Source organism: Microbacterium sp. 05T445 (genome assembly GCF_056395865.1).
Map to the genome: position 1 here is coordinate 1,711,952 of NZ_JBFTKJ010000001.1, position 20,849 is coordinate 1,732,800.

At 71.5% G+C, this 20,849-nt stretch carries 15 protein-coding genes; 7 read left to right on the top strand and 8 right to left on the bottom strand.

Features of this window, described 5'->3' with window-relative positions:
• Positions 1 to 14: 14 nt before the first annotated feature.
• Positions 15 to 563, bottom strand: a complete 549-nt coding sequence (locus tag AC1DDU_RS08210) for an ECF transporter S component (RefSeq protein WP_477432871.1) — start codon at positions 561 to 563, stop codon at positions 15 to 17.
• Positions 564 to 703: 140 nt separating this feature from the next.
• Between AC1DDU_RS08210 and AC1DDU_RS08215 the strand changes: the two genes are divergently transcribed.
• The gene (locus AC1DDU_RS08215; RefSeq protein ID WP_477432872.1) at positions 704 to 3,706 is read left to right on the top strand and encodes a S8 family peptidase; all 3,003 of its coding nucleotides are present in this window, start codon (positions 704 to 706) and stop codon (positions 3,704 to 3,706) included.
• Positions 3,707 to 3,797: 91 nt separating this feature from the next.
• Here the strand turns inward: AC1DDU_RS08215 and AC1DDU_RS08220 are convergent, their stop codons facing one another.
• Positions 3,798 to 4,784 (bottom strand): pirin family protein, encoded by a 987-nt coding sequence (locus tag AC1DDU_RS08220; protein WP_477432874.1) that lies wholly within the window; start codon positions 4,782 to 4,784, stop codon positions 3,798 to 3,800.
• Between the two features lie 14 nt (positions 4,785 to 4,798).
• Positions 4,799 to 5,119 (bottom strand): GNAT family N-acetyltransferase, encoded by a 321-nt coding sequence (locus tag AC1DDU_RS08225; RefSeq protein WP_477432876.1) that lies wholly within the window; start codon positions 5,117 to 5,119, stop codon positions 4,799 to 4,801.
• Positions 5,120 to 5,226: 107 nt separating this feature from the next.
• Between AC1DDU_RS08225 and AC1DDU_RS08230 the strand changes: the two genes are divergently transcribed.
• Positions 5,227 to 7,779, top strand: a complete 2,553-nt coding sequence (locus AC1DDU_RS08230) for a DEAD/DEAH box helicase (RefSeq protein ID WP_477432878.1) — start codon at positions 5,227 to 5,229, stop codon at positions 7,777 to 7,779.
• A 42-nt stretch (positions 7,780 to 7,821) separates the two neighbouring features.
• Here AC1DDU_RS08230 and AC1DDU_RS08235 read toward each other — a convergent pair whose 3' ends face one another.
• The gene (locus AC1DDU_RS08235) at positions 7,822 to 8,697 is read right to left on the bottom strand and encodes an SDR family oxidoreductase (RefSeq protein WP_477432880.1); all 876 of its coding nucleotides are present in this window, start codon (positions 8,695 to 8,697) and stop codon (positions 7,822 to 7,824) included.
• 127 nt (positions 8,698 to 8,824) lie between these two features.
• Here AC1DDU_RS08235 and AC1DDU_RS08240 point away from each other — a divergent pair, with 127 nt between their 5' ends.
• Together AC1DDU_RS08240 and recQ are read left to right on the top strand one after the other, a co-directional pair.
• Positions 8,825 to 9,361: a DUF1697 domain-containing protein gene (locus AC1DDU_RS08240; RefSeq protein ID WP_477432882.1), complete on the top strand. Its 537-nt coding sequence runs from the start codon at positions 8,825 to 8,827 to the stop codon at positions 9,359 to 9,361.
• Between the two features lie 98 nt (positions 9,362 to 9,459).
• Complete coding sequence (recQ, locus tag AC1DDU_RS08245) at positions 9,460 to 11,457, top strand: DNA helicase RecQ (protein WP_477433470.1); 1,998 nt, start codon at positions 9,460 to 9,462, stop codon at positions 11,455 to 11,457.
• Between the two features lie 34 nt (positions 11,458 to 11,491).
• Here the strand turns inward: recQ and AC1DDU_RS08250 are convergent, their stop codons facing one another.
• Positions 11,492 to 12,772 carry a TetR/AcrR family transcriptional regulator gene (locus AC1DDU_RS08250; protein ID WP_477432884.1) on the bottom strand — a complete coding sequence of 427 codons (1,281 nt, stop codon included), beginning with the start codon at positions 12,770 to 12,772 and terminating at the stop codon, positions 11,492 to 11,494.
• A gap of 153 nt (positions 12,773 to 12,925) precedes the next feature.
• Here AC1DDU_RS08250 and AC1DDU_RS08255 point away from each other — a divergent pair, with 153 nt between their 5' ends.
• The 3 genes from AC1DDU_RS08255 (at position 12,926) to ddaH (ending at position 16,881) form a co-directional block, all read left to right on the top strand.
• Positions 12,926 to 14,227 carry an MFS transporter gene (locus AC1DDU_RS08255; protein WP_477432886.1) on the top strand — a complete coding sequence of 434 codons (1,302 nt, stop codon included), beginning with the start codon at positions 12,926 to 12,928 and terminating at the stop codon, positions 14,225 to 14,227.
• Entirely contained in the window at positions 14,227 to 16,029 is a 1,803-nt protein-coding gene (locus AC1DDU_RS08260) for a glycoside hydrolase family 3 protein (RefSeq protein ID WP_477432888.1), read from the top strand. The genes AC1DDU_RS08255 and AC1DDU_RS08260 overlap by 1 nt, the downstream gene beginning before the upstream one ends.
• 90 nt (positions 16,030 to 16,119) lie before the next feature.
• Positions 16,120 to 16,881 carry a dimethylargininase gene (ddaH, locus tag AC1DDU_RS08265; protein ID WP_477432890.1) on the top strand — a complete coding sequence of 254 codons (762 nt, stop codon included), beginning with the start codon at positions 16,120 to 16,122 and terminating at the stop codon, positions 16,879 to 16,881.
• Between the two features lie 28 nt (positions 16,882 to 16,909).
• Here the strand turns inward: ddaH and AC1DDU_RS08270 are convergent, their stop codons facing one another.
• The 3 genes from AC1DDU_RS08270 to lysA form a co-directional block, all read right to left on the bottom strand.
• Complete coding sequence (locus AC1DDU_RS08270) at positions 16,910 to 17,839, bottom strand: universal stress protein (RefSeq protein ID WP_477432892.1); 930 nt, start codon at positions 17,837 to 17,839, stop codon at positions 16,910 to 16,912.
• Positions 17,836 to 19,347, bottom strand: a complete 1,512-nt coding sequence (locus AC1DDU_RS08275; RefSeq protein WP_477432894.1) for an amino acid permease — start codon at positions 19,345 to 19,347, stop codon at positions 17,836 to 17,838. The genes AC1DDU_RS08270 and AC1DDU_RS08275 overlap by 4 nt, the downstream gene beginning before the upstream one ends.
• A 121-nt stretch (positions 19,348 to 19,468) precedes the next feature.
• The gene (gene lysA, locus AC1DDU_RS08280; RefSeq protein WP_477432896.1) at positions 19,469 to 20,731 is read right to left on the bottom strand and encodes a diaminopimelate decarboxylase; all 1,263 of its coding nucleotides are present in this window, start codon (positions 20,729 to 20,731) and stop codon (positions 19,469 to 19,471) included.
• Between the last annotated feature and the right edge of the window lie 118 nt (positions 20,732 to 20,849).

Genomic DNA, 20,849 nt, shown 5'->3' on the forward strand with positions numbered 1-20,849 from the left:
GGCCTCGCCGGAGGTCAGCGGCTGCGGCGAGCGACGCCGGCGCGGCGCAGCGCCGAGCCGATCGCGAGGCCGACAGCCGTCCACAGCACCGGGCCCGCGACGAACAGCGCGACGTAGACGATCTGGCCCCACAGCGGGAACTGCGAGACGTCGGCCGCGAACCAGATCGCGACGGCGATGACGGCGCCGACGATCACCGCCGACAGGAAGAAGCGCCACTTGTCCCACCGCTGATAGCGCGAGGCGGCGGCGATGAGCTCCTGCAGGCCGCCGATGAGCAGCGCGGTGCCGACGTAGCGGCCGATCCACAGCGGCAGCACGGCACTGGCGACCAGCGCCGCGATCATGTGCGTGATCAGGGCGACCCAGGGGCGGCGCAGCAGATCCTGTGCGACCACACCGGGGAGCACGTGCACGCCGAGCACGAGGCCGTAGAGGATCGGCGCACCGGCGACGACGAAGCCGCTGATCGCGCCTGCGCCGGCCTGCAGCGCACCGGTCGCCACGCCGATCGCCGCGCAGGTGAGCAGAACGCTCGTCGACAGTCGGGTGCGTGCAGCCACGTGCCCAGGGTACTTGCCGAAGGGCTCGCGTTTCTCACCGAGCTCTCATTCGCTGGGATTCAGCTGGGAGATAGCTTTGAGCGAGCTGCGCCCCAACGATGTGGCGCAGCTCTTCCGGCACGAACCACTAGGAGGCCACGATGGGTCGATCCTCGGTCAGAGCAGCAGCGGTCGTCACACTCGCCGCACTGTTCACGGGCACCGCAACAGCCAGCTTCGGCGCCGTACCCGAGGAGGTGACAACCCCGGCACCGGCCGGCGCGGAGGACGGCCGCTACATCGTCCTTCTCAAGGAGAAGCCCCTGGCCACGTACGAGGGCGGCACCAACGGCTTCGCTCCGACCAAGCCCGCCAAGGGCAGCCAGCTCGACGCGCACTCGTCGAACTCGCAGAAGTACGCCGCACACCTCAAGAAGCAGCAGGCCGAGGTCGCCGCGGACGCAGGAGTCACGCCCGACACGTCGTACAGCGTGACGGTCAACGGCTTCGCCGCCCAGCTCACCGGTGAGCAGGTCGCGGAGCTCACGGGCGACAAGGCCGTGCTCGGCGTGTTCCCCGACGAGACGTTCCACCCGACCTCCGCCGTGCCCTCCACGGAGTTCCTCGGCCTCGGCTCGGGCGCCACCGGCTCCGGCGGCGTGTGGGACGCGGTAGGCGGCATCTCGCAGGCCGGCAAGGGCGTCGTCGTCGGTGTGATCGACACCGGCATCGCTCCCGAGAGCCCCTCCTTCGCCGGCAGCCCGCTCAAGAAGAAGGCCGGCGCCGGCGAGCCCTACACAGTCAACGGCGACACGATCGTCTTCGACAAGGCCGACGGCGGCCAGTTCCGCAGCCCGATCACCATCGCGGAGAGCTGGAACAAGCTGAACTACAACACCAAGCTGGTGGGCGGGCAGTACTTCGCCCAGGGCGCCACCGCGTCCGGCTTCGACTTCAGCTACGACTACCTGTCGCCCCGTGACGGCGACGGCCACGGTTCGCACACCGCCAGCACCGCCGCCGGCAACTTCGGCGTCTCGACCAAGGTCGAGGGCGTCGACTTCGGCAAGATCTCGGGCGTGGCGCCGGCCGCCAAGGTCGCGATGTACAAGGCGTGCTTCGTCGGACCCGACGTGCTCGTCACCGACGACGACATCTGCGCGGGCAGCGACCTCATCGCCGCCATCGACAAGGCCGTCGAGGACGGCGTCGACGTCATCAACTACTCGATCGGCGGAGGCGCGGCCGCGACCGTGTTCGGAGCCGACGACTGGGCGTTCTTCGGCGCGGCCCAGGCGGGCGTGTTCGTGTCCGTGAGTGCGGGCAACGACGGCCCCGGTGCGTCGACCGCCGACCACGCCTCGCCCTGGTACACGACGGTCGCGGCATCCACCATCCCCACCTACGAGGGAACGGTGAAGTTCGAGGGCTTCAACCACGCGGGTGCCTCGGTGAGCGTGCCGTTCGGCAAGGAGATCACCGGACCGTCGGTGTTCGCCGGCGACATCGGCATCGCCGCCAACGCGTCGCTGTGCTATCCCGGCTCGATCGACCCCGCGAAGGCGTCGGGGCACATCGTGGTCTGCGTGCGCGGCGGCAACGCCCGCGTCGAGAAGTCCGACGTCGTCAAGGCCGCCGGCGGCATCGGCATGGTGCTGGTGAACTCGCCGACCGGTGCCAACTCGCTCGACAACGACTTCCACTCGGTGCCGACCGTGCACATGTCGAACGTGTACTACTCGCAGATCCTCGGGTACGTGCAGGGCGGCGCGAACCGTCCCATCACGCTCGTGGGCGACAACGTGTCGGGTGAGGTGACCCCGACGCCGCAGATCGCCGGGTTCTCCAGCCGCGGCCCGATCCTCGCCGACGGCAGCGACGTCATCAAGCCCGACGTGTCGGCGCCCGGCGTCGCCATCCTCGCGGCCACCCACAACGGGCCCAACGCGAAGCCCACGTTCGGCTTCAAGTCGGGCACGTCGATGTCGTCGCCGCACGTGGCCGGTCTCGGTGCGCTCTACCTGGGCGTGCACCCGAAGGCCTCGCCCGCCGAGATCAAGTCCGCGCTCATGACGACCGCGTACGACCTCGTCGACGCGAACGGCGACCCCGACACCGACCCGTTCGAGCAGGGCGCCGGTCACGTCGACCCGACGAAGTACCTCGCGCCGGGACTGGTGTACCTGAACCGGGCGCAGGACTGGGCGTCGTACATCGAGGGCGCCACCGGCGTGGACTACTTCGACGGCATCGACCCGACCGATCCGAGCGACCTCAACATCGCCTCGATCGGCGTGGGCGCCCTCGCCGGCAGCCAGACGATCACCCGTACGGTGACGGCGACCAAGGCGGGCACGTACAACGCCTCCGTCGACGTCCCGGGGATCACCGCGGTGGTCTCGCCCGCCACGTTCACGATCGCCGCCGGCGGCACGCAGACGTTCACCGTCACGCTGACCACCGCCGACGCGGCGATCGGGGAGTGGGCGACCGGCTTCCTCTCCTGGAAGAGCGCCGACGCGACGGTGCGCTCGCCGATCGCCGTGCGTCCGGTGGAGGCCGATGTGCCGGCATCCGTCTCGGGCACCGGCGCCGACGGCAGCACGACCGTCACGTTCACGCCCGGATTCACCGGCACCCTCGACCTGCACGCGGTCGGGCTCGCGCCGGAGAACGTGATCATCGACGGCAACGAGACCACCGGGGCCTCCACCGGCGGCACGACGAACGTGCTCGTCGACGTCGCGGCGGGCGCCGAGCTCGCCCGCTTCGCCCTCGACTCGTCGGACGACACAGGGTCGGACCTCGACCTGGTCGTCTACCACCTGGTCGACGGCACGAACACGTACGACCGCGTCTGGCAGTCGGCGACCGGCTCGGCCGATGAGGCCGTGGCGATCCCGAACCCGCCGGCGGGCCGCTACGTGGTCTCGGCCGACGTGTTCTCGTACACGAAGCCCTTCACCTGGACGGCGACGAGCGCTCTGGTCACCGCCGGCGGTGCGGGCGGCTTCGCGGTCACGCCGAGCTCGCTGCCGGTGCAGCAGGCTCAGCAGGCGCAGTTCACCGCGTCGTGGTCGGGCCTGAGCGCCGGCGGCTACCTGGGCGTCGTCCGCTACGGCGACTCGCAGCTGCGCACGCTCGTGTTCGTCGACGTGCCGTGACCGGTTAGCGCGGACAAGGGGCGCCCCGGCTTCGGCCGGGGCGCCCCTTTCACATGACGGGACGGATGCCGCGCTCAGGCGCGGCCGGCCGTCACAGGCGCCGGCGGCGACGGGTGAGGCGCACCGCCGGAAGCGGCGGCGCGGGCACGCGCTCGTCGCCGTGGTCGACGACGTGGCCGAACCGGGCAGCGCCCGACTCCCAGGCCTCTCGGGCCTCGACGATCTCCTCGTGGGTGCGGCCGACGAAGTTCCACCACATGACGACGTCGTCCTCGAACGGCTCGCCGCCGAGGAGGAACAGCGTCGCGCCGCCCGGGCTGGAGACCACCACCTCGTGACGGTGGGTCCCGAGGTACAGCAGATGGGTCGTGTCGAGCACGACGTCGACGCCGCCGTCGGCGGGCACCGCGACCTCGCCGGCGACCGCGACCAGCGCGTGCTCCCACGCGGGCGTGAGCGGAACCCGCACCGTCGATCCCGCCGGCACGCGCAGCTCGGCGCCCACGATCGGCGTGTACACCGTCGCCGGCGACGCGACCCCGGCGAGCTCGCCGAGCACGACCGTCGCCGAGCCGGGGGATCCCACGACGGCAGGAAGCGCCACCTCCGGCAGCACGGCGTGCTGCTCGAAGGTCGGGGCGCCGTGACGACGCGACTCGGGGAGGGCCACCCAGAGCTGCAGTGCGTCCAAGGGCACGGCATCCTCTCCCACCGAGTACTCGGAGTGGGCGATGCCGGCGCCGCTGGTCATCAGGTTGAGCGCGCCGCGCTGCACCACGACGTCGCTGCCGACGGAGTCGCGGTGGCGGATGTCGCCCAGGTAGGGCCACGTCACCGTCTGCAGCCCGATGTGGGGGTGCGGCTCGACGCGCATACGCGTCGACTGCGGCCCGAACCGGTCGAGGAAGCACCAGGCGCCCACCAGCGGCAGGTCGCGCTGCGGCAGCGAGCGGTGCACCGACATCGCGCGCACGCCGCCGAGCGGCACCTCGCGCGCTTCCAGGAGCAGCGTCCGCGGTCCGCTGCACTCCACCGAGGATTCGGTCGCGACGGCGTCGTCGGCGTCGAGTCGGGTCATGACTCGATCTTCGCTCACTCCGGGCGCGGGTGCTCGGGCCAGTCGATGCTGAGGCCGGGCACCTCGTGCTCGCGCAGGTACTTGGCGACCACGGGGCAGTGGGGGACGACCGTCTCACCGCGGCGTGCGGCATCCGCCATCGCCTCGGCGACCACCGTCTGTGCCAGACCCCGGCCCCGGAAGGACGGGTCGACCTCGGTGTGGGGGAAATGGAGGCGACCGCGCGGGTCGATGCGGAACACCGTGTAGCCGGCGAGCACGTCGCCGACGTGCACCTCGTAGCGGTGGTCCTCGTCGTTGCGGGTCACGAGTGTCTGCGCGTGGATGTCGGTCACGTCGATCCTTCCGTCGTCGTTCTCAAACGTACGGCGCGGGCGCGGGATTCCGCCACGCGCGTGACGACCCTGGCCGGACGTCCGCCGCGGCCTGGCAGACTCGGACGGTGACGCTCCTCGAGACCATCGCCACCGCGGCGGCGGCCTCCGGCGCGCCCGCGGGAGCCCCCGACGCCGACGCACTGTACGACGCGTTCGTCGAATGGGCGGGTGATCAGGGCTTCGCGCTCTACCCCGCACAGGACGAGGCCGTCATCGAGATCGTGTCGGGCTCTCACGTGATCCTGTCGACGCCGACGGGCACCGGCAAGTCGCTGGTCGCCGTCGCGGCGCACGCGGCGTGCCTGGCGCGTGGCGGTCGCACCTACTACACGGCGCCCATCAAGGCCCTCGTGAGCGAGAAGTTCTTCGCGCTCGTCGACATCTTCGGCGCCGCGAACGTCGGCATGGTCACGGGCGACTCGTCGGTGAACCCGGACGCCCCGATCGTGTGCTGCACCGCCGAGATCCTGGCGAACCTCGCGCTGCGCCAGGGGGCCGACGCCGCCGTCGACCAGGTCGTCATGGACGAGTTCCATTACTACGGGGACACCGACCGCGGGTGGGCGTGGCAGGTTCCGCTGCTGCTCCTGCCGCGCGCGCAGTTCGTGCTGATGTCGGCGACGCTCGGCGACGTCGCCACGATCGCCGAAGACCTCGAGCGCCGCACCGGGCGGACCGTCTCGCGGATCACCGGCGTCGAGCGCCCGGTGCCGCTGCATTTCTCGTACGCGCGCACGCCGGTGCACGAGACCGTCGAGGAGCTGCTGCAGACGAACGAGGCGCCGGTGTACATCGTGCACTTCTCGCAGGCCGCCGCGATGGAGCGCGCACAGGCGCTGTCGAGCATCAGGATCGTGAGCCGCGAGCAGCGGGACGCGATCGCCGAGGCGATCGGCGGGTTCCGCTTCACGACCGCGTTCGGCCGCACCCTGTCGCGGTACGTGCGCGCCGGCATCGGCGTGCACCACGCCGGCATGCTTCCGCGCTACCGGCGCCTGGTCGAGACCCTGGCCCAGCGCGGGCTGCTGCGGGTCATCTGCGGCACCGACACGCTCGGCGTCGGCATCAACGTGCCGATCCGCACCGTGATGATCACCGCGCTGTCGAAGTTCGACGGCACGAAGATGCGCCAGCTCTCGGCGCGCGAGTTCCACCAGGTCGCCGGTCGCGCCGGCCGCGCCGGCTACGACACCTCGGGGACCGTCGTCGTGATGGCGCCGGAGTGGGAGATCGAGAACGAGGCCGCGCTGCGCAAGGCGGGCGACGACCCCGCCAAGCGCAAGAAGATCGTGCGCAAGAAGGCGCCGACGGGCGTCGTCAACTGGGGTCTCGGCTCCTTCGAGCGCCTCGTCGAAGCCGAGCCCGAGCCGCTCGTGCCGCAGCTGCAGCTCACCGCGGCGATGCTCATCAACGTCATCGCGCGCGGCGGCGACGTGTTCGCGAACGTCCGCTCGCTCGTGTTCGACAACCACGAGCCCCGCGCGCGCCGGTACCAGCTCGCGCGCCGCGCGATCGCCATCTTCCGCACCCTGCTGGCCGCCGACGTCGTCGAGATCGACCGCTCTGCGGCGACGGATGCCGGGGCCCCCGGCATCCGGCTCACCGTCGACCTGCAGCCGAACTTCGCGCTCAACCAGCCGCTGTCGCCGTTCGCGCTCGCCGCGATCGAGCTGCTCGATCCCGACGACACGGCCGGCGGCGTGGGGACGGGGTACTACGCGCTGGACGTCGTCAGCGTCATCGAGGCGACCCTCGACGACCCGCGGCCGATCCTGTCGCAGCAGGAGTTCAAGGCCCGCGGCGAGGCCGTCGCCGCGATGAAGGCCGACGGGATCGAGTACGACGAGCGCATGGCGCTGCTCGAGGAGGTCACGTACCCGAAGCCGCTCGACGAGCTGCTGAGCCAGGCGTACGAGGTCTTCGCGTCCAGCCAGCCGTGGATCCGCGACTTCGAGCTGTCGCCGAAGTCCGTCGTGCGCGACATGTTCGAGCGGGCGCTGTCGTTCGCCGAGCTCGTCTCGCTGTACCAGTTGGCCCGCAGCGAGGGTCTGGTGCTGCGCTACCTCTCGGACGCCTATCGCGCCATCCGCCAGACCGTGCCCGCCGAGGCGCAGACCGACGAGCTGCACGACCTCGTCGCGTGGCTCGGCGAGGTCGTGAGGCAGGTCGACTCGAGCCTCGTCGACGAATGGGAGGCGCTGGTCAACCCGGTCGACGACCCCTCGGCGCCCGTGGTCCCGCCCGCTCCGCCATCGGTGCTGACCAACCGGCGCGCGTTCGGCGTGCTCGTGCGCAACGAGCTGTTCCGGCGCGTGCAGCTGGCCGCGCTCCAGCGCGACGACGAGCTCGTCGAGCTCGACGCGGACGTCGACTGGCCGGCCGCGCTGGATGCCTACTTCGACGAGCACGACGAGATCCTCACCGGGGGCGCGGCGCGCTCGCCGCGCCTGGTCACGATCGACGAGACGGATGCCGCCGCCGGCGTGTGGCGCGTCGAGCAGACGATCGACGATCCCGAGGGCCACCACGACTGGCGCATCCGTGGGGTCGTCGATCTCCCCGCATCGGAGGAGGCGGGCACCGCCGTCGTGCGTGTGACCGAGGTCGTGCGGCTCTAGGCCCGTATGCCCACCGCGAGCGGGCCGCCCGCGGTGAGCCGGTCAGCCGAGGCCCAGGCCGCCGTCCGACGTCAGCACCTGGCCGACGACCCAGGCTCCGGCATCCGTCGACAGCCATCCGATGAGCCGCGCGGGATCCGCGGGCTCGCCGAAGCGGCCGAACGGGGTCGCGCGCATCCAGGCCTCTGCTTCCTCGAGCGGCCGGTCGGTGGTCTCGGGGTCGAGGTAGCCCGTGTTGACCGGTCCCGGGTCGATCGTGTTGAGGATGATGCCGAGGTCGAGCAGGTCGGCCGCCACCGTCTTCGTCACGCCCGCGAGCGCCGCCTTGCTCGCGGCGTACGCGACCTCGCCGCGCAGCGGTCCGTGGATCTGCCCCGACGTCATCCAGAACACGCGTCCCGTCGGCTCGGCGAACGGCTCCCGTCGTCCGACGCGCTCGCCGGGGCGCGCGGAGGGACCGGCGTCACCCGCCCGCAGGGCGGCGAACTCGCGCGTCAGCAGGATCGTCGAGCGCGCGTTGGTCTGCCAGTGGGCGTCCAGCCGCTCGGCGGTCATGTCGAGGATCGACCCGTCGTCCCCCGACTGCGCGTGGTTGCACACCAGGATGTCGAGCCGGCCGGTCGATTCGCGGGCCGCCCCGATCACGCGAGGGATGGATGCCGCGTCCCGCAGGTCCGCCGAGATGTCGTCGAACCGCGCCCCCGGGGCGAGCTCGCCGCGCAGTCCCGCGCGCACGGCGTCGAGGTCGTCGGCGCCCCACGGCTGATCGAGGTCGTGCGGTGCGAAATGGTGGATGACGACGTCGGCGCCGAGCTGCGCGAACCGGGCCGCGACGGCGTAGCCGATCCCGCGCCGCCGTGAGACGCCGGTGACGAGGGCGGTCTTGCCCTGCAGCGGCAGGGAGGGGGAGGTGTGCATGCGATGCCTTTCGTGGAAGCCGGGAGGCGGCATCCGATCGAGCGCCCACGCGGATCGCGGCGGGCGGGGGTGAGGGAGACGGGCTCACAGGCATTGCATGCCGACGACGATAGCGGATGATGACGGTATGGCGACCTACGTGGCGTTCCTGCGCGCGATCAACCTGGGGGCGAACCGGAAGTTCCCCAAGGACGACATCCGCCGCGTCGTCGAGGGGATCGGCTTCACCGACGTCGCGACGCACATCAACACCGGGAACGTGCGGTTCGCCACCCCGATGCGGTCCCGCGCGAAGGTGGAGACGGCGCTGGAGGACGCCTTCGCCGCCGACCGCGGCTTCGACGTGCCGTCGATCGTGTTCACGACCACCGAACTGGCCGCGATCGCACGCGACGCGGTCGTGCTGAGCGCCGGGCGCCGCGGACTGGAGCGGCACTACATCTATCTGCTGAAGGACGAGCCGCCCGCCGCCACGGTGACCCGCATCGAGGAGCTCGCGACGGATGCCGGCGAGATGGTCGTGCGCGGCCGTGTGGCGCACGCGCTGCTCGGCCCCGGGTACCAGGCGGGGGAGGTGGATCCGCTGGGCGCGGCGAAGCTGCTCGGTGTCGCCACGAGCCGCAACGCGAAAGTCATCGCCGCGATCGCCGACAAGTGGTGCTGATCCGAGGCTCCTCCCCAAGCGCGGCGAGCGCCCTCTGCCCCGCGCCTATCGCCGCGACCTAGCTGACGGCGACGATCGCGTCGGATGCCGCAACTACCCTGGGACAGGTGACCATCCCGCAGGGCGACCCGTACGCCGACCTCGCGTGGGAGCCCGACGAGTTCGCGCCCCCGCTCGACGATTCGTGGGCTCCGCCGGAGGACGGCTGGATGCCGCCGCCCGACCCCGCGGCAGGCGGCTCGACCACGCTCGACCCCTTCGAGGGGGCCGGCCCGCGCCGTGACTTCACGGGCGCCGATGCGCGCACGGTGCTGCGCGAGGTGTACGGCTACGACGCGTTCCGCGGCGAGCAGGACGCGATCGTGGAGCACGTCATCGCCGGCGGCGACGCCGTCGTGCTGATGCCCACCGGTGGCGGCAAGAGCGTCTGCTACCAGGTGCCGGCGCTGGTGCGGCCCGGCACGGGGCTCGTGGTGAGCCCGCTCATCGCTCTCATGCACGACCAGGTCGACGCGCTCGTCGCCAACGGTGTGCGGGCGGCGTACCTCAACTCGACGCAGGCGCCGCCCGAGCGCGCGGCCGTCGAGCGCGCCTACCTCGCGGGCGAGCTCGACCTGCTCTACGTCGCCCCGGAACGCCTCAACACCGAGACGACCCTCCGCTTCCTCGCGCGCGGACGGCTGAGCGTCATCGCGATCGACGAGGCGCACTGCGTGTCGCAGTGGGGCCACGACTTCCGCCCCGACTACCTCGCCCTCGGCGCCCTCGCCGAGCGGTTCCCCGGCGTGCCCCGGCTCGCGCTCACCGCGACGGCGACGCCGGCGACCCACCGCGAGATGACCGAGCGGCTGCACCTGCCGAACGCGCGCCACTTCGTGTCGAGCTTCGACCGTCCGAACATCCAGTACCGCATCGAGGCCAAGTCCGACCCTCGCCGCCAGCTCGTCGCGTTCATCCGCTCCCAGGGCTCAGGTGCGGCGGGCATCGTCTACGCGCTGAGCCGCAAGTCGGTGGAGCAGACGGCCGAGTTCCTCTCCGCGCAGGGCGTCGACGCGCTGCCGTATCACGCGGGCCTTCCCGCCGAGACGCGTGCCGCGAACCAGTCCCGGTTCCTCCGCGAGGACGGCGTCGTCATGGTCGCGACGATCGCCTTCGGCATGGGGATCGACAAGCCCGACGTCCGCTTCGTCGCGCACATCGACCTGCCGAAGTCGGTCGAGGGCTACTACCAGGAGACCGGCCGAGCGGGCCGCGACGGCGAGGCATCCGTCGCCTGGATGGCCTACGGCCTCGGCGACGTGGTGCAGCAGCGCCGCATGATCGACCAGTCGCCCGGCGACCGCGCCTTCAAGACCCGGCTCGGTCAGCACCTCGACGCGATGCTGGGTCTATGCGAGACGGTCGGATGCCGCCGCCAGAACCTGCTCGCCTACTTCGGCGAGGACTCGCAGCCGTGCGGCAACTGCGACACGTGCCTCGAGGCACCCGAGACGTGGGACGGCCTCGTGCCGGCGCAGAAGCTGCTGTCGACGATCGTGCGCCTGCAGCGCGAACGCAACCAGGCCTTCGGCGCCGGTCACCTCGTCGACATCCTGCGCGGCTCGTCCACCGACCGCATCCGCCAGCAGGGGCATGATCAGCTCTCCACGTACGGGCTCGGCGCCGACCTCAGCGAGCAGGACTGGCGCAGCGTCATCCGGCAGCTGCTGGCCCGCGGCATCCTCGTCGCCCGCGGCGAGTACGGCACGCTGGCCCTCGGCGAGCCGGCGGCCGGCGTGCTGCGCGGCGAGACCCCGGTGCCGCTGCGCCGCGACGTGATGGGCCGCTCGGGCGTCGCGCGCGTGCGCAAGTCGACCGCTCCCGAGAACCTCGATCCGGCGAACGCCGGCCTCTTCGAGGCGCTGCGCGCCTGGCGCGCGGGCGTGGCCAAGGAGCTGGGCGTGCCCGCCTACATCGTGTTCGGCGACGCCACGCTGCGTGCGCTCGCCGAGCGGCGCCCCGAGAGCCTCGCCGACCTCGACGGCGTGTCCGGCATCGGCGCCAAGAAGCGCGAGGCCTACGGCGAGGCCGTGCTGGCGGTGGTCGCTGCGGCCTGACGGGCGGCACTGACACGGTGCCGCGGCAGGGCCGTCAGGCGTGCGGGAGCACGTCCGCGAGATGCGCGGCGAGCTGCTCCCCGACGTCCACCGAGTCGCGGTCGTAGAGCCACTGGTACTGCAGACCGTCCCAGAGCGCGATCAGCCAGATCGCCTCGAACGCGGGATCGCGATGCGACGAGAGGTCGCCGTCGGCCTGCGCCGCGCGGAACAGCGCGGTGAAGTGGTCGAGCGCGATGCGGAAGCGGTCCTCGAAGTACGCGTGCGCGGGATGATCGGCCGGCACCGCCTCGCACGAGAGCACCGCGTACACCTCGATCAGACCCGGCATCGTCCGCGCGTCCTCGGAGGCGCCGACCGACAGACCGCGCAGCTCGTCCGCGGCGCGGGCGGCGCGCACGTACGTCTCGCGCGAGTCGATCCGACGGTCGCGTTCGGAGATCACGGCGCTGAGCAGCTCGTCCTTCGAGGCGTAGTAGTGCAGCAGGGTCGACTTCGAGACGCCGACGCGCTCGGCGATCTCGCGCAGGCTCGTGTCGCCGTAGCCCTCCTGCGCGAACAGCTTCATCGCGCTCTCCACGATGCGTTCGCGGCGTTCGCGCCCCACGCGGTAGCCCACGGCGGGGCCCGACGGCGGCTCGGCGAAGGGCGGCATCCCGGGGACGGGGGTGGGGGCATCCGTCGGCGCCGCATCGCCGGGCTCGCGCCAGCCGAGCGGGAGGGCGAGGTGCTCCTCGTACGCCTCGAGCGCTGACCCGATGTCCACGCGGTCCGGGAGGTACTGGGCCAGCAGCTGCAGTCCGTCCCATGCGGCGGCGATGCGCACCGCCTCCGCGGCGGGGTCGCGGTCGCCCGCGACGGTGTCCTGTGCGATCGCCTCCTCGATGGCGTCGGTCGACAGCTCGCGCAGGCGCGCGTAGCGGGCGCGCATGATCTCGTGCGCGGGATGGCGGGGAGTGGATGCCTCGCCCGTGAGCGCCGCGAACAGCGCGAGGTATCCGGGTGTGGCCTCATTGCGTCTGGCGACGTCGGCGTAGGCCAAGGTTCCGGGCTCGTCGGCGGCCATGCGCTCCAGCAGCGCGGTCTCGTTGTCGCGCTCGAACGACTCGACGACCGCGGCCAGCACCTCGTCCTTCGTCGCGAAATGGCGCAGCAGCCCCGGGTGACTGATACCGGCGGCGGCGGCGACGTCGCGCAGCGAGGTGGCCCGGTAGCCACGGGTCACGAACGCGTCGTAGGCGGCGGCGACGATGGCGGCTCGGGTGCGCTCGGCACGAGCACTGCGGGCGGTGCCGGGCGGTGCGGTCGTCGTCACGGCTCGCTCCTCTCTGTGCTCGTCGCTGCTGCGGCTCATCCTATCCTCGCGGATTACCAAGCGGTCTAATTTCAGTTACCACGCGGTCGAGTTTCGTGTATCGTCGTGCCTGCGCGCGTCACAGGGGATGCGCGTACCCGAGAGAGGACTCCGATGACAGAGATGTCGCCCGCCGCGACGGCAGCCGCCGCCGGCACCACCGGCTTCAAGGCGCCGGGAACGACGCCCGAGAAGACTCCGCGCGGCTACACGCCGGGCCTGGCCGCCGTGAACTTCGGCGTCTACCTCGCACTGCTCACGCCCGTGCTCGTGTCGATGGCCTTCAAGGTCGAGCACATCTCCGCCGAGGGACAGGCCGCAGGCAACCTCGGCCTCATCATGGGCGTGGGCGCGCTGTTCGCCCTCATCGCCAACCCGCTCGCCGGTCGCCTGTCCGACCGCACCACCTCGCGCTTCGGCATGCGCCGCCCGTGGATCCTCGGCGGCACGCTCGTCGGCCTCGGCGGTTTCGCGCTGATCGGCGTCGCCAACTCGATCTGGGTCGTCCTCATCGCCTGGTGCCTCGTGCAGACCGCGATGAACGCCGTGCTCGCCGCGGCCAACGCGACCCTCCCCGACCAGGTGCCGGTCTCGGGCCGTGGCAAGGTGTCGGGCATCGTCGGCCTCACCACGCCCCTCGGCATCCTCGCCGGCTCGTTCCTGGTCAACTTCCTGTCCGACGACTTCGCCCGCTTCGTCGTGCCGGCCGCCATCGCGACGGTGCTCGCGGTGCTGTTCGTGCTCGTGCTGAAGGACCGCCGCCTCGACCACAAGCCCGAGCAGAAGTTCACGATCGGCCAGTTCTTCGGCTCGTTCGTGTTCAACCCGGCCAAGCACCCCGACTTCGGCTGGACGTGGCTCACGAAGTTCCTCGTGATGTTCGGGTATGCCGGCATCGCGACGTTCCTGCCCTACTACCTGACCGAGAAGTTCGGGCTCGACGAGCAGACCGCGATCACGACGATCCTCATCGCCAACCTCGCCTCGATGGTGGCGATGGCGATCTCCGGCCCGCTCGGCGGCATCCTGTCGGACAAGATCGGCAAGCGTCGCCCGTTCGTCGCGATCGCGGGCGTCATCATGGTCGTCGGCCTCGTGATCCTCGCGTTCGCGCCCAGCGTCACCGTCGTGCTCATCGCGCAGGCCATCATCGGCCTCGGTGCGGGCTCGTTCATGTCGGTCGACCTGGCCCTCGCGACCCAGGTGCTGCCCAACCCCGACGACACCGCGAAGGACCTCGGCGTCCTCAACATCGCCAACGCGCTGCCGCAGTCGATCGCCCCGGCGATCGCCCCGGGCATCATCGCGTTCGGCGCGACGACCGCGCTCGGCGGCTACACGACGTATTACCTCTTCGGCGCGCTGGTGGCCCTCGCCGGCGCGATCCTCGTCTACCGGATCAAGGGAGTGAAGTGATGACGGACAACAACACCACGACGATCGAGGATGCCGCAGCCGCGGCACCCGAACGGCCCTGGCTCGACGCGAGCCTGCCCGTCGACGAGCGTGTCGAGCTGCTGCTCGGCGAGATGACGCTCGAGGAGAAGGCGGGTCTGTTCTTCCAGACCATGATCACGATGGGTCCCGACGGCGAGCTCGCCGAGGCCGACCCGGTGTTCGACCTGCCGTCGAACCGCGAGTACGTGCTCGACCTGCAGATGAACCACTTCAACCTGCTCGGCGTCGCGCCGACCGCGGGTGCCATCGCCCGGTGGCACAACGCGCTGCAGGAGCTGGCGGCATCCACCCGCCTCGGCATCCCCGTGACGATCTCGACCGACCCGCGCCACTCGTTCACCGAGAACCCTGGTGCGTCGATGCTGTCGGGCCCGTTCTCGCAGTGGCCCGACACGCTCGGCCTCGCGGCGACCCGCGACGCCGCGCTGGTCGAGCAGTTCGGCGACATCGCGCGCCAGGAGTACACCGCGGTCGGCATCCGCGTCGCGCTGCACCCGCAGGTCGACCTCGCCACCGAGCCCCGCTGGGCGCGTCAGCTGCAGACGTTCGGCGAGGACGCGGAGCTGTCGGGCGAGCTGGGCGCCGCCTACATCCGCGGCTTCCAGAACGGCGAGTCGTTCGGCCCCGGCGCGGTCTCGACGATGGTCAAGCACTTCCCGGGCGGCGGACCGCAGCAGGACGGCGAAGACCCGCACTTCCCGTACGGCCGCGAGCAGGTGTACCCGGGCGGCAAGTTCGAGCTGCACCTGAAGCCCTTCGAGGACGCCTTCGCCGCGGGCGTGCGCCAGGTCATGCCGTACTACGGCATGCCGGTGGGCACCGAGTACGAAGAGGTCGGCTTCGGCTTCAACAAGTCGGTGCTGACGGGGCTGCTGCGCGACCGCTACGGCTTCGACGGCGTGGTCTGCACCGACTGGGGCCTCGTGACCGATGCCGAGATCATGGGCCAGCCCTTCCCGGCCCGTGCATGGGGCGTCGAGCACCTCTCGCGCGAGGACCGCATGGTGAAGATCCTCGACGCCGGCGCCGACCAGTTCGGCGGCGAGGACTGCACCGACCTGCTCGTCGAGCTGGTGCAGGCGGGCCGTGTGGACGAGGACCGACTGGATGCCTCGGCCCGGCGCCTGCTGCGCGAGAAGTTCCTGCTCGGCCTCTTCGAGAACCCGTACGTCGACGCCGGGGCCGCCGACCGCATCGTCGGCTCGGCGGAGTTCCGCGCCGCGGGCGACGCCGCGCAGCGTGCGGCCATCGCCGTGCTCGCGAACCGCGACCAGGCGCTGCCGTTCGCGAAGGGTGCGAAGCTCTACGTCGAGGGCATCGCCGCGGACGTCGCCGCGCAGTACGGCGAGGTCGTCGCCACCCCGGCGGAGGCTGACATCGCGGTGCTGCGCCTGCAGGCGCCGTACGAGCAGCGCGGAAACGGGTTCGAGTCGTTCTTCCACGCCGGCTCGCTCGACTTCTCCCCCGAGACCGTCGCCCACGTCGCCGAGGTCGCCGCGGCCGTGCCGACCGTGGTCGACGTGTTCCTGGACCGTCCCGCGATCCTCGGCCCGATCGTCGAGGCCGCCCACGCGGTCACCGGCAACTGGGGCGCGAGCCCCGCGGCGCTGCTGGACGTGCTGTCGGGCGCCGCCGAGGCCAAGGGCCGGCTGCCGTTCGACATCCCGAGCTCGATGGCCGCGGTCGAGGCCTCGCGTCCCGACGTGCCGTTCGACACCGCCGACCCGCTGTTCCGCTTCGGCCACGGGCTGTCGCTCTGACACTCCGCCCGTCGATCGGATGACGGTCGACGGATGCCGCGCCGCACCTGTGCGGCGCGGCATCCGCGTTTCCGGAGGTAACCTGACGCCATGTCGCGCCTACTCGTCCGCCGTCCCTCGCCCCGCCTGGCCGAGGGCGAGCTCACCCACATCGAACGACTGCCCGTGGACGCCGGGCTCGCGCTGCAGCAGTGGGAGTCCTACGTCGACGTGTTCCGGCAGCGCGGTTGGGAGGTCGTCGAGATCGACCCGGCCGATGCGCACGCCGACGGCGTGTTCGTCGAGGACACCGTCGTCATGTTCGGCCACGTCGCGGTCCTCACGCGTCCCGGCGCCGACTCGCGGCGCGGCGAGATCGACTCGACGCGCGCGGCGCTGGAGGCATCCGGCATCCCGTTCCTCTCCATCGAAGCCCCCGGCACGCTCGACGGCGGCGACGTGCTGAAGGTCGGCCGCACCGTGTACGTGGGCTCGACCTTGCGCACCAACGAGGCCGGAATCGCACAGCTGCGCGAGTTCCTCGAGCCGCGAGGCTGGACGGTCGTCGCCGTTCCGGTGTCGAAGGTGCTGCACCTCAAGAGCGGGGTGACGGCACTGCCCGACGGGACCGTCGTCGGCTTCGAGCCGCTCGTCGACGACACCGGCGTGTACCCCGGGTTCCTGGCGGTGCCCGAGGAGCACGGCACCGCCGTGGTGGTGCTCGACGCGGACACGGTGCTGATGTCGGCCGATGCGCCCCGGACGGCCGAGCTGTACCGCAGCCGCGGACTCGAGGTGCTCACCACGCCGATCACCGAGTTCGAGAAGCTCGAGGGCTGCGTCACCTGCCTCTCGGTGCGCGTGCGCGACTAGCCGTCGGATCCGTCGCCCGCACGCTGTCTCAGGCCGACTCGCCGGCCTGCTGCGCCTCCTCGGCGAGCTCCTCGGCGGCGCGGCGCGGTACCACGACCACCGGCACAGGCGAGTGCCGCACCACCTTGGTGGCGTGCGAGCCCAGGAACACCCGCGCGATCGGTCCGAGGCTGCTCGAGCCGACGATGAGGACGTCGTCGCTCTGCCACGGCACGTTCTCGATCGCGGCCGCCCACGAGTCGCCGACGCCCACGACGGCGCCCTCGACGTGCGGCGCATGCGGCAGCGACGACACCTCTGACAGCAGCGTGCGAGTGTGCTCGCCGATGCTGGCGGCCCACTCGTCCACGATGCGCTGCTCCGTATCGGCTCCCGTCCCTGCCGTGACGGCATGACTCATCACCGCGAAGGAGGCGATACGCAGCGCCGCGCCCAGGTCTCCGGCGATCCCGGCTGCCCCGACGACCAGGTCGGCGGCCGCATCCGATCCACCGTAGGCGGCGGTCAGCCGTCCCACGCGGGCGCCCGCCGTCGCCCGGAACCCGCGCGGAGCGATGGCGACGGGGATCGGCGAGGCGTGCAGCAACGCGTCGCTGACCGAGCCCAGCGCGACGTGCCCGAAGGATCCGGCCGACGACGAGCCGAGCACCAGCAGCGTCGACCCGCGCTGCGCGGCCAGTTCGAGAAGACCGCGGCGGGCCGACGACGCTTCGTGGATGACGAACTCGGCGCGCACGTCGCCGCCCAGCACGCTCGCCGCGTGGTCGAGCACGACATCCGCCGAGCCGTTGGCGAACTGGCGCCACTCCGCGTCGACGGGTGCGGCCGACGGCGGCCAGGTGCGGTGCACCACCGCGGCGATCACGAGATCGGTCTCGAGCGAGCGGGCGAGCATCGCCGCCAGGTGCAGGACGGACTCGGAGCGATGACCTGGGTTCACCCCCACCAGCAGGCTCATCGGTCGGTCTCTTCCTCGTCAGGGCGCCGCGGGGCACCATCGTGGAGGTCGGCCGCCGTCGGCTGGGCGATGTTCGTCGTGTACGGCACGTCCGGCGACGCCGCCGGTCCGCCGGCGTCCGGATGCTCGAGCCGTGAATGGCGCCTGCCGTAGAAGAAGTAGAACGTCAGGAACACCGCGGTCCAGATGAGGAACACCCAGATGGTGATGGGGCGCAGCTGCGTGATGATCCAGATGCAGCCGAGGATCGACAGGATCGGGACCACCGGGTACAACGGCACCTTGAACCCGCGCTCGAGGTCGGGCTCGCGGCGGCGCAGGATGATGACGCCGACCGACACCACGAGGAACGCCACCAGCGTGCCGATGCTCGTCATCTCGGCGAGGAAGTTGATCGGGATGACGGCGGCGAGGATGGACACCACGACGGCGACGATGATCGTTCCGCGCACCGGGGTCATGGTGCGCGGGTTCACCCGCGAGAACACGCGCGGGATCATGCCGTCGCGCGACATCGCGAAAAGGATGCGCGTCTGGCCGTAGAGGGTCACCAGGGTCACGCTGAAGATCGAGATCACGGCGCCGGCCGCGACGACCGTGCCGGGCCACGTCGCGCCGAGCACGTTCTCGAGGATCGCGGACAGCCCCGCGGACTGGTCGGCGAACTCATCGGCGGGCTGGGCGCCCAGCGCCGCCAGCGCGGTGAGCACGTAGAGCGCGATGACGATCGACAGCGCGAAGATGATCGCCAGCGGCAGGTTGCGCTTGGCGTTCTTCGCCTCGTCGCCCGCCGTCGAGACGGCGTCCAAGCCGATGAACGAGAAGAAGATGATGCCCGCGCCGGCGACGATGCCCTGCACGCCGTGCGGCGCGAAGTTCGCGAAGTGGTCGCTGTTCCACCCCGTGAAGGCCACCGCGATGAAGAACAGCAGCACCGAGATCTTCACGATCACCATCAGGTTGTTGACGACGACGGACTCGCTGGCCCCGCGGATCAGCAGCAGCGCGCACAGCGCGATGACGATGACGGCCGGCAGGTTGATGATCCCGCCCTGCTCGGGGGCGTTGGAGAGGGCATCGGGCAGCGCGAACCCGAAGAGGTTGTCCAGCAGCTCGTTGACGTATTGCGACCAGCCGACAGCCACTGCCGCCGTGGACACCCCGTACTCCAGAAGGAGGCACGCCCCGACCGCCATCGCGGTGCCCTCGCCCATGGTGGCGTAGGCGTACGAGTAGGTCGAGCCAGACACCGGCACCGATCCGGCCAGCTCCGCGTAGCACAGGGCCGTGAGGCCGGCGACGACACCGCCGATGACGAACGACCAGACGACCGCGGGCCCGGCCTCGGGCACCGCCACCGACAGCACGAAGAAGATGCCGGTGCCGATGGTGCCGCCCACGCCGATCATCGTGAGCGAGAACAGACCGATGCTGCGTTTGAGCTGGACCCCGTCGGCGACGTGTGCGATCGGCTTCCGACGGAGCAACTGCTGCGCGAGCGTGGTCATGACGACTCCCGGCGATCAGGCTCGATCCTCCGCGATCGAGGTGGCTCACAGCATCCCGTGGATACCCCCGGGCTGGCAACCCCGCCGCCCGCCGCGCGTGCCGTCCCGCGCCGTGCCGTACTCAGGCGTCGACGTCGCGCGCGAACAGGTCGTCCCAGGTCTCGCGGCGCACCACCGCGCGCGCCTCGCCGTCGCGGGCGAACACGACGGGCGGCCGACGGTAGCCGTTGTAGTTGTTGGCCATCGTGTGGCAGTAGGCGCCTGTCGCGGGGACCGCCAGCAGATCGCCGACCCGCGCGACCGGCAGGTCGATCGGGTCGATCAGGATGTCGCCGCTCTCGCAGTGCCTGCCGACGACGACCGCCTCCTCGCCGACCGGCTCATGCATGCGCGCGGCGAGGGCGGCCTCGTACCGCTGGCCGAACAGGGCCACCTCGAGGTTGTCGCCCATGCCGCCGTCGACCGCGACGAAGTTCCGCGCATCGCGCTTGACGGTGGTGACGGTGTACAGCGTCGCGGCCGCGGCGTTGACCATGCTGCGCCCCGGCTCGACGATGATCTCGGCGTCGGCGGGAAGGTGCGCGCGCGCCGCGCCGATCAGGGCATCGAGATAGTCCGCCACCGACGCGGGCCGGTCGTCGTAGGTGTAGCGTGCGCCCAGACCGCCGCCGAGATCGTAGACGGGGAACGCCCCCATCTCCGCGAGCGGCGCCACGGCGGCGGCGAGGTCGGCGGGTTCCATGATCTGGGATCCGACGTGGGCGTGAACGCCCTGGACGCGGATCCGGTCGCTGCGCCGGATGCGCGCGATGAGTGCGCTCGCCGCCTCGGGGGTGAGCCCGAACTTCGACCCCACCTGACCGGTGGCCACGTGGGGGTGGGTGGATGCCGCCACACCCGGGACGATGCGGACGAGGACGTCCTGCCGGCGGCCGGCAGGCACCACCGCCTCGAGCCGGTCGAGGTCGTCGGGGCCGTCGACCACGACGAGGCCTGCCCCGGCATCGACCGCGAGACGCAGCTCCTCGGTCGTCTTGGCGTTGCCGTGGACGACCAGCAGCGCCGGATCCACCCCGGCGCGCAGGGCGCTGAGGATCTCGCCGCCCCCGGCCACGTCCAGCCCGAGGCCCTCGTCCACCATCACGCGCTGCACCGCCGTGACCGGGAACGCCTTCGATGCGAACACGACGCGCGACCGCGGCCAGCGGGCGGCGAGCTCGCCGCGGTACTCACGAGCCCGGTCGCGCAGGGCCTGCTCGGCCACCACGATCGCGGGTGTGCCGAACCGGTCGGCGAGGTCATCGACGCGGCATCCGCCGATCCGCAGGACACCGTCGGGATCGACCGTCGAGCCCGGTGGGAAGAGCGAGAGGATGTCGGACATCGTGCCCCTTTCGTCGGCCGGCCGCGCACGGTCACCGTATCGCGGGCGGCCCGCCGCGTGGGATGGCGCGGGCACGCGTGGGCGGTCCTGCGCCGCTGACGGGCCGGAGCCTAGGCTG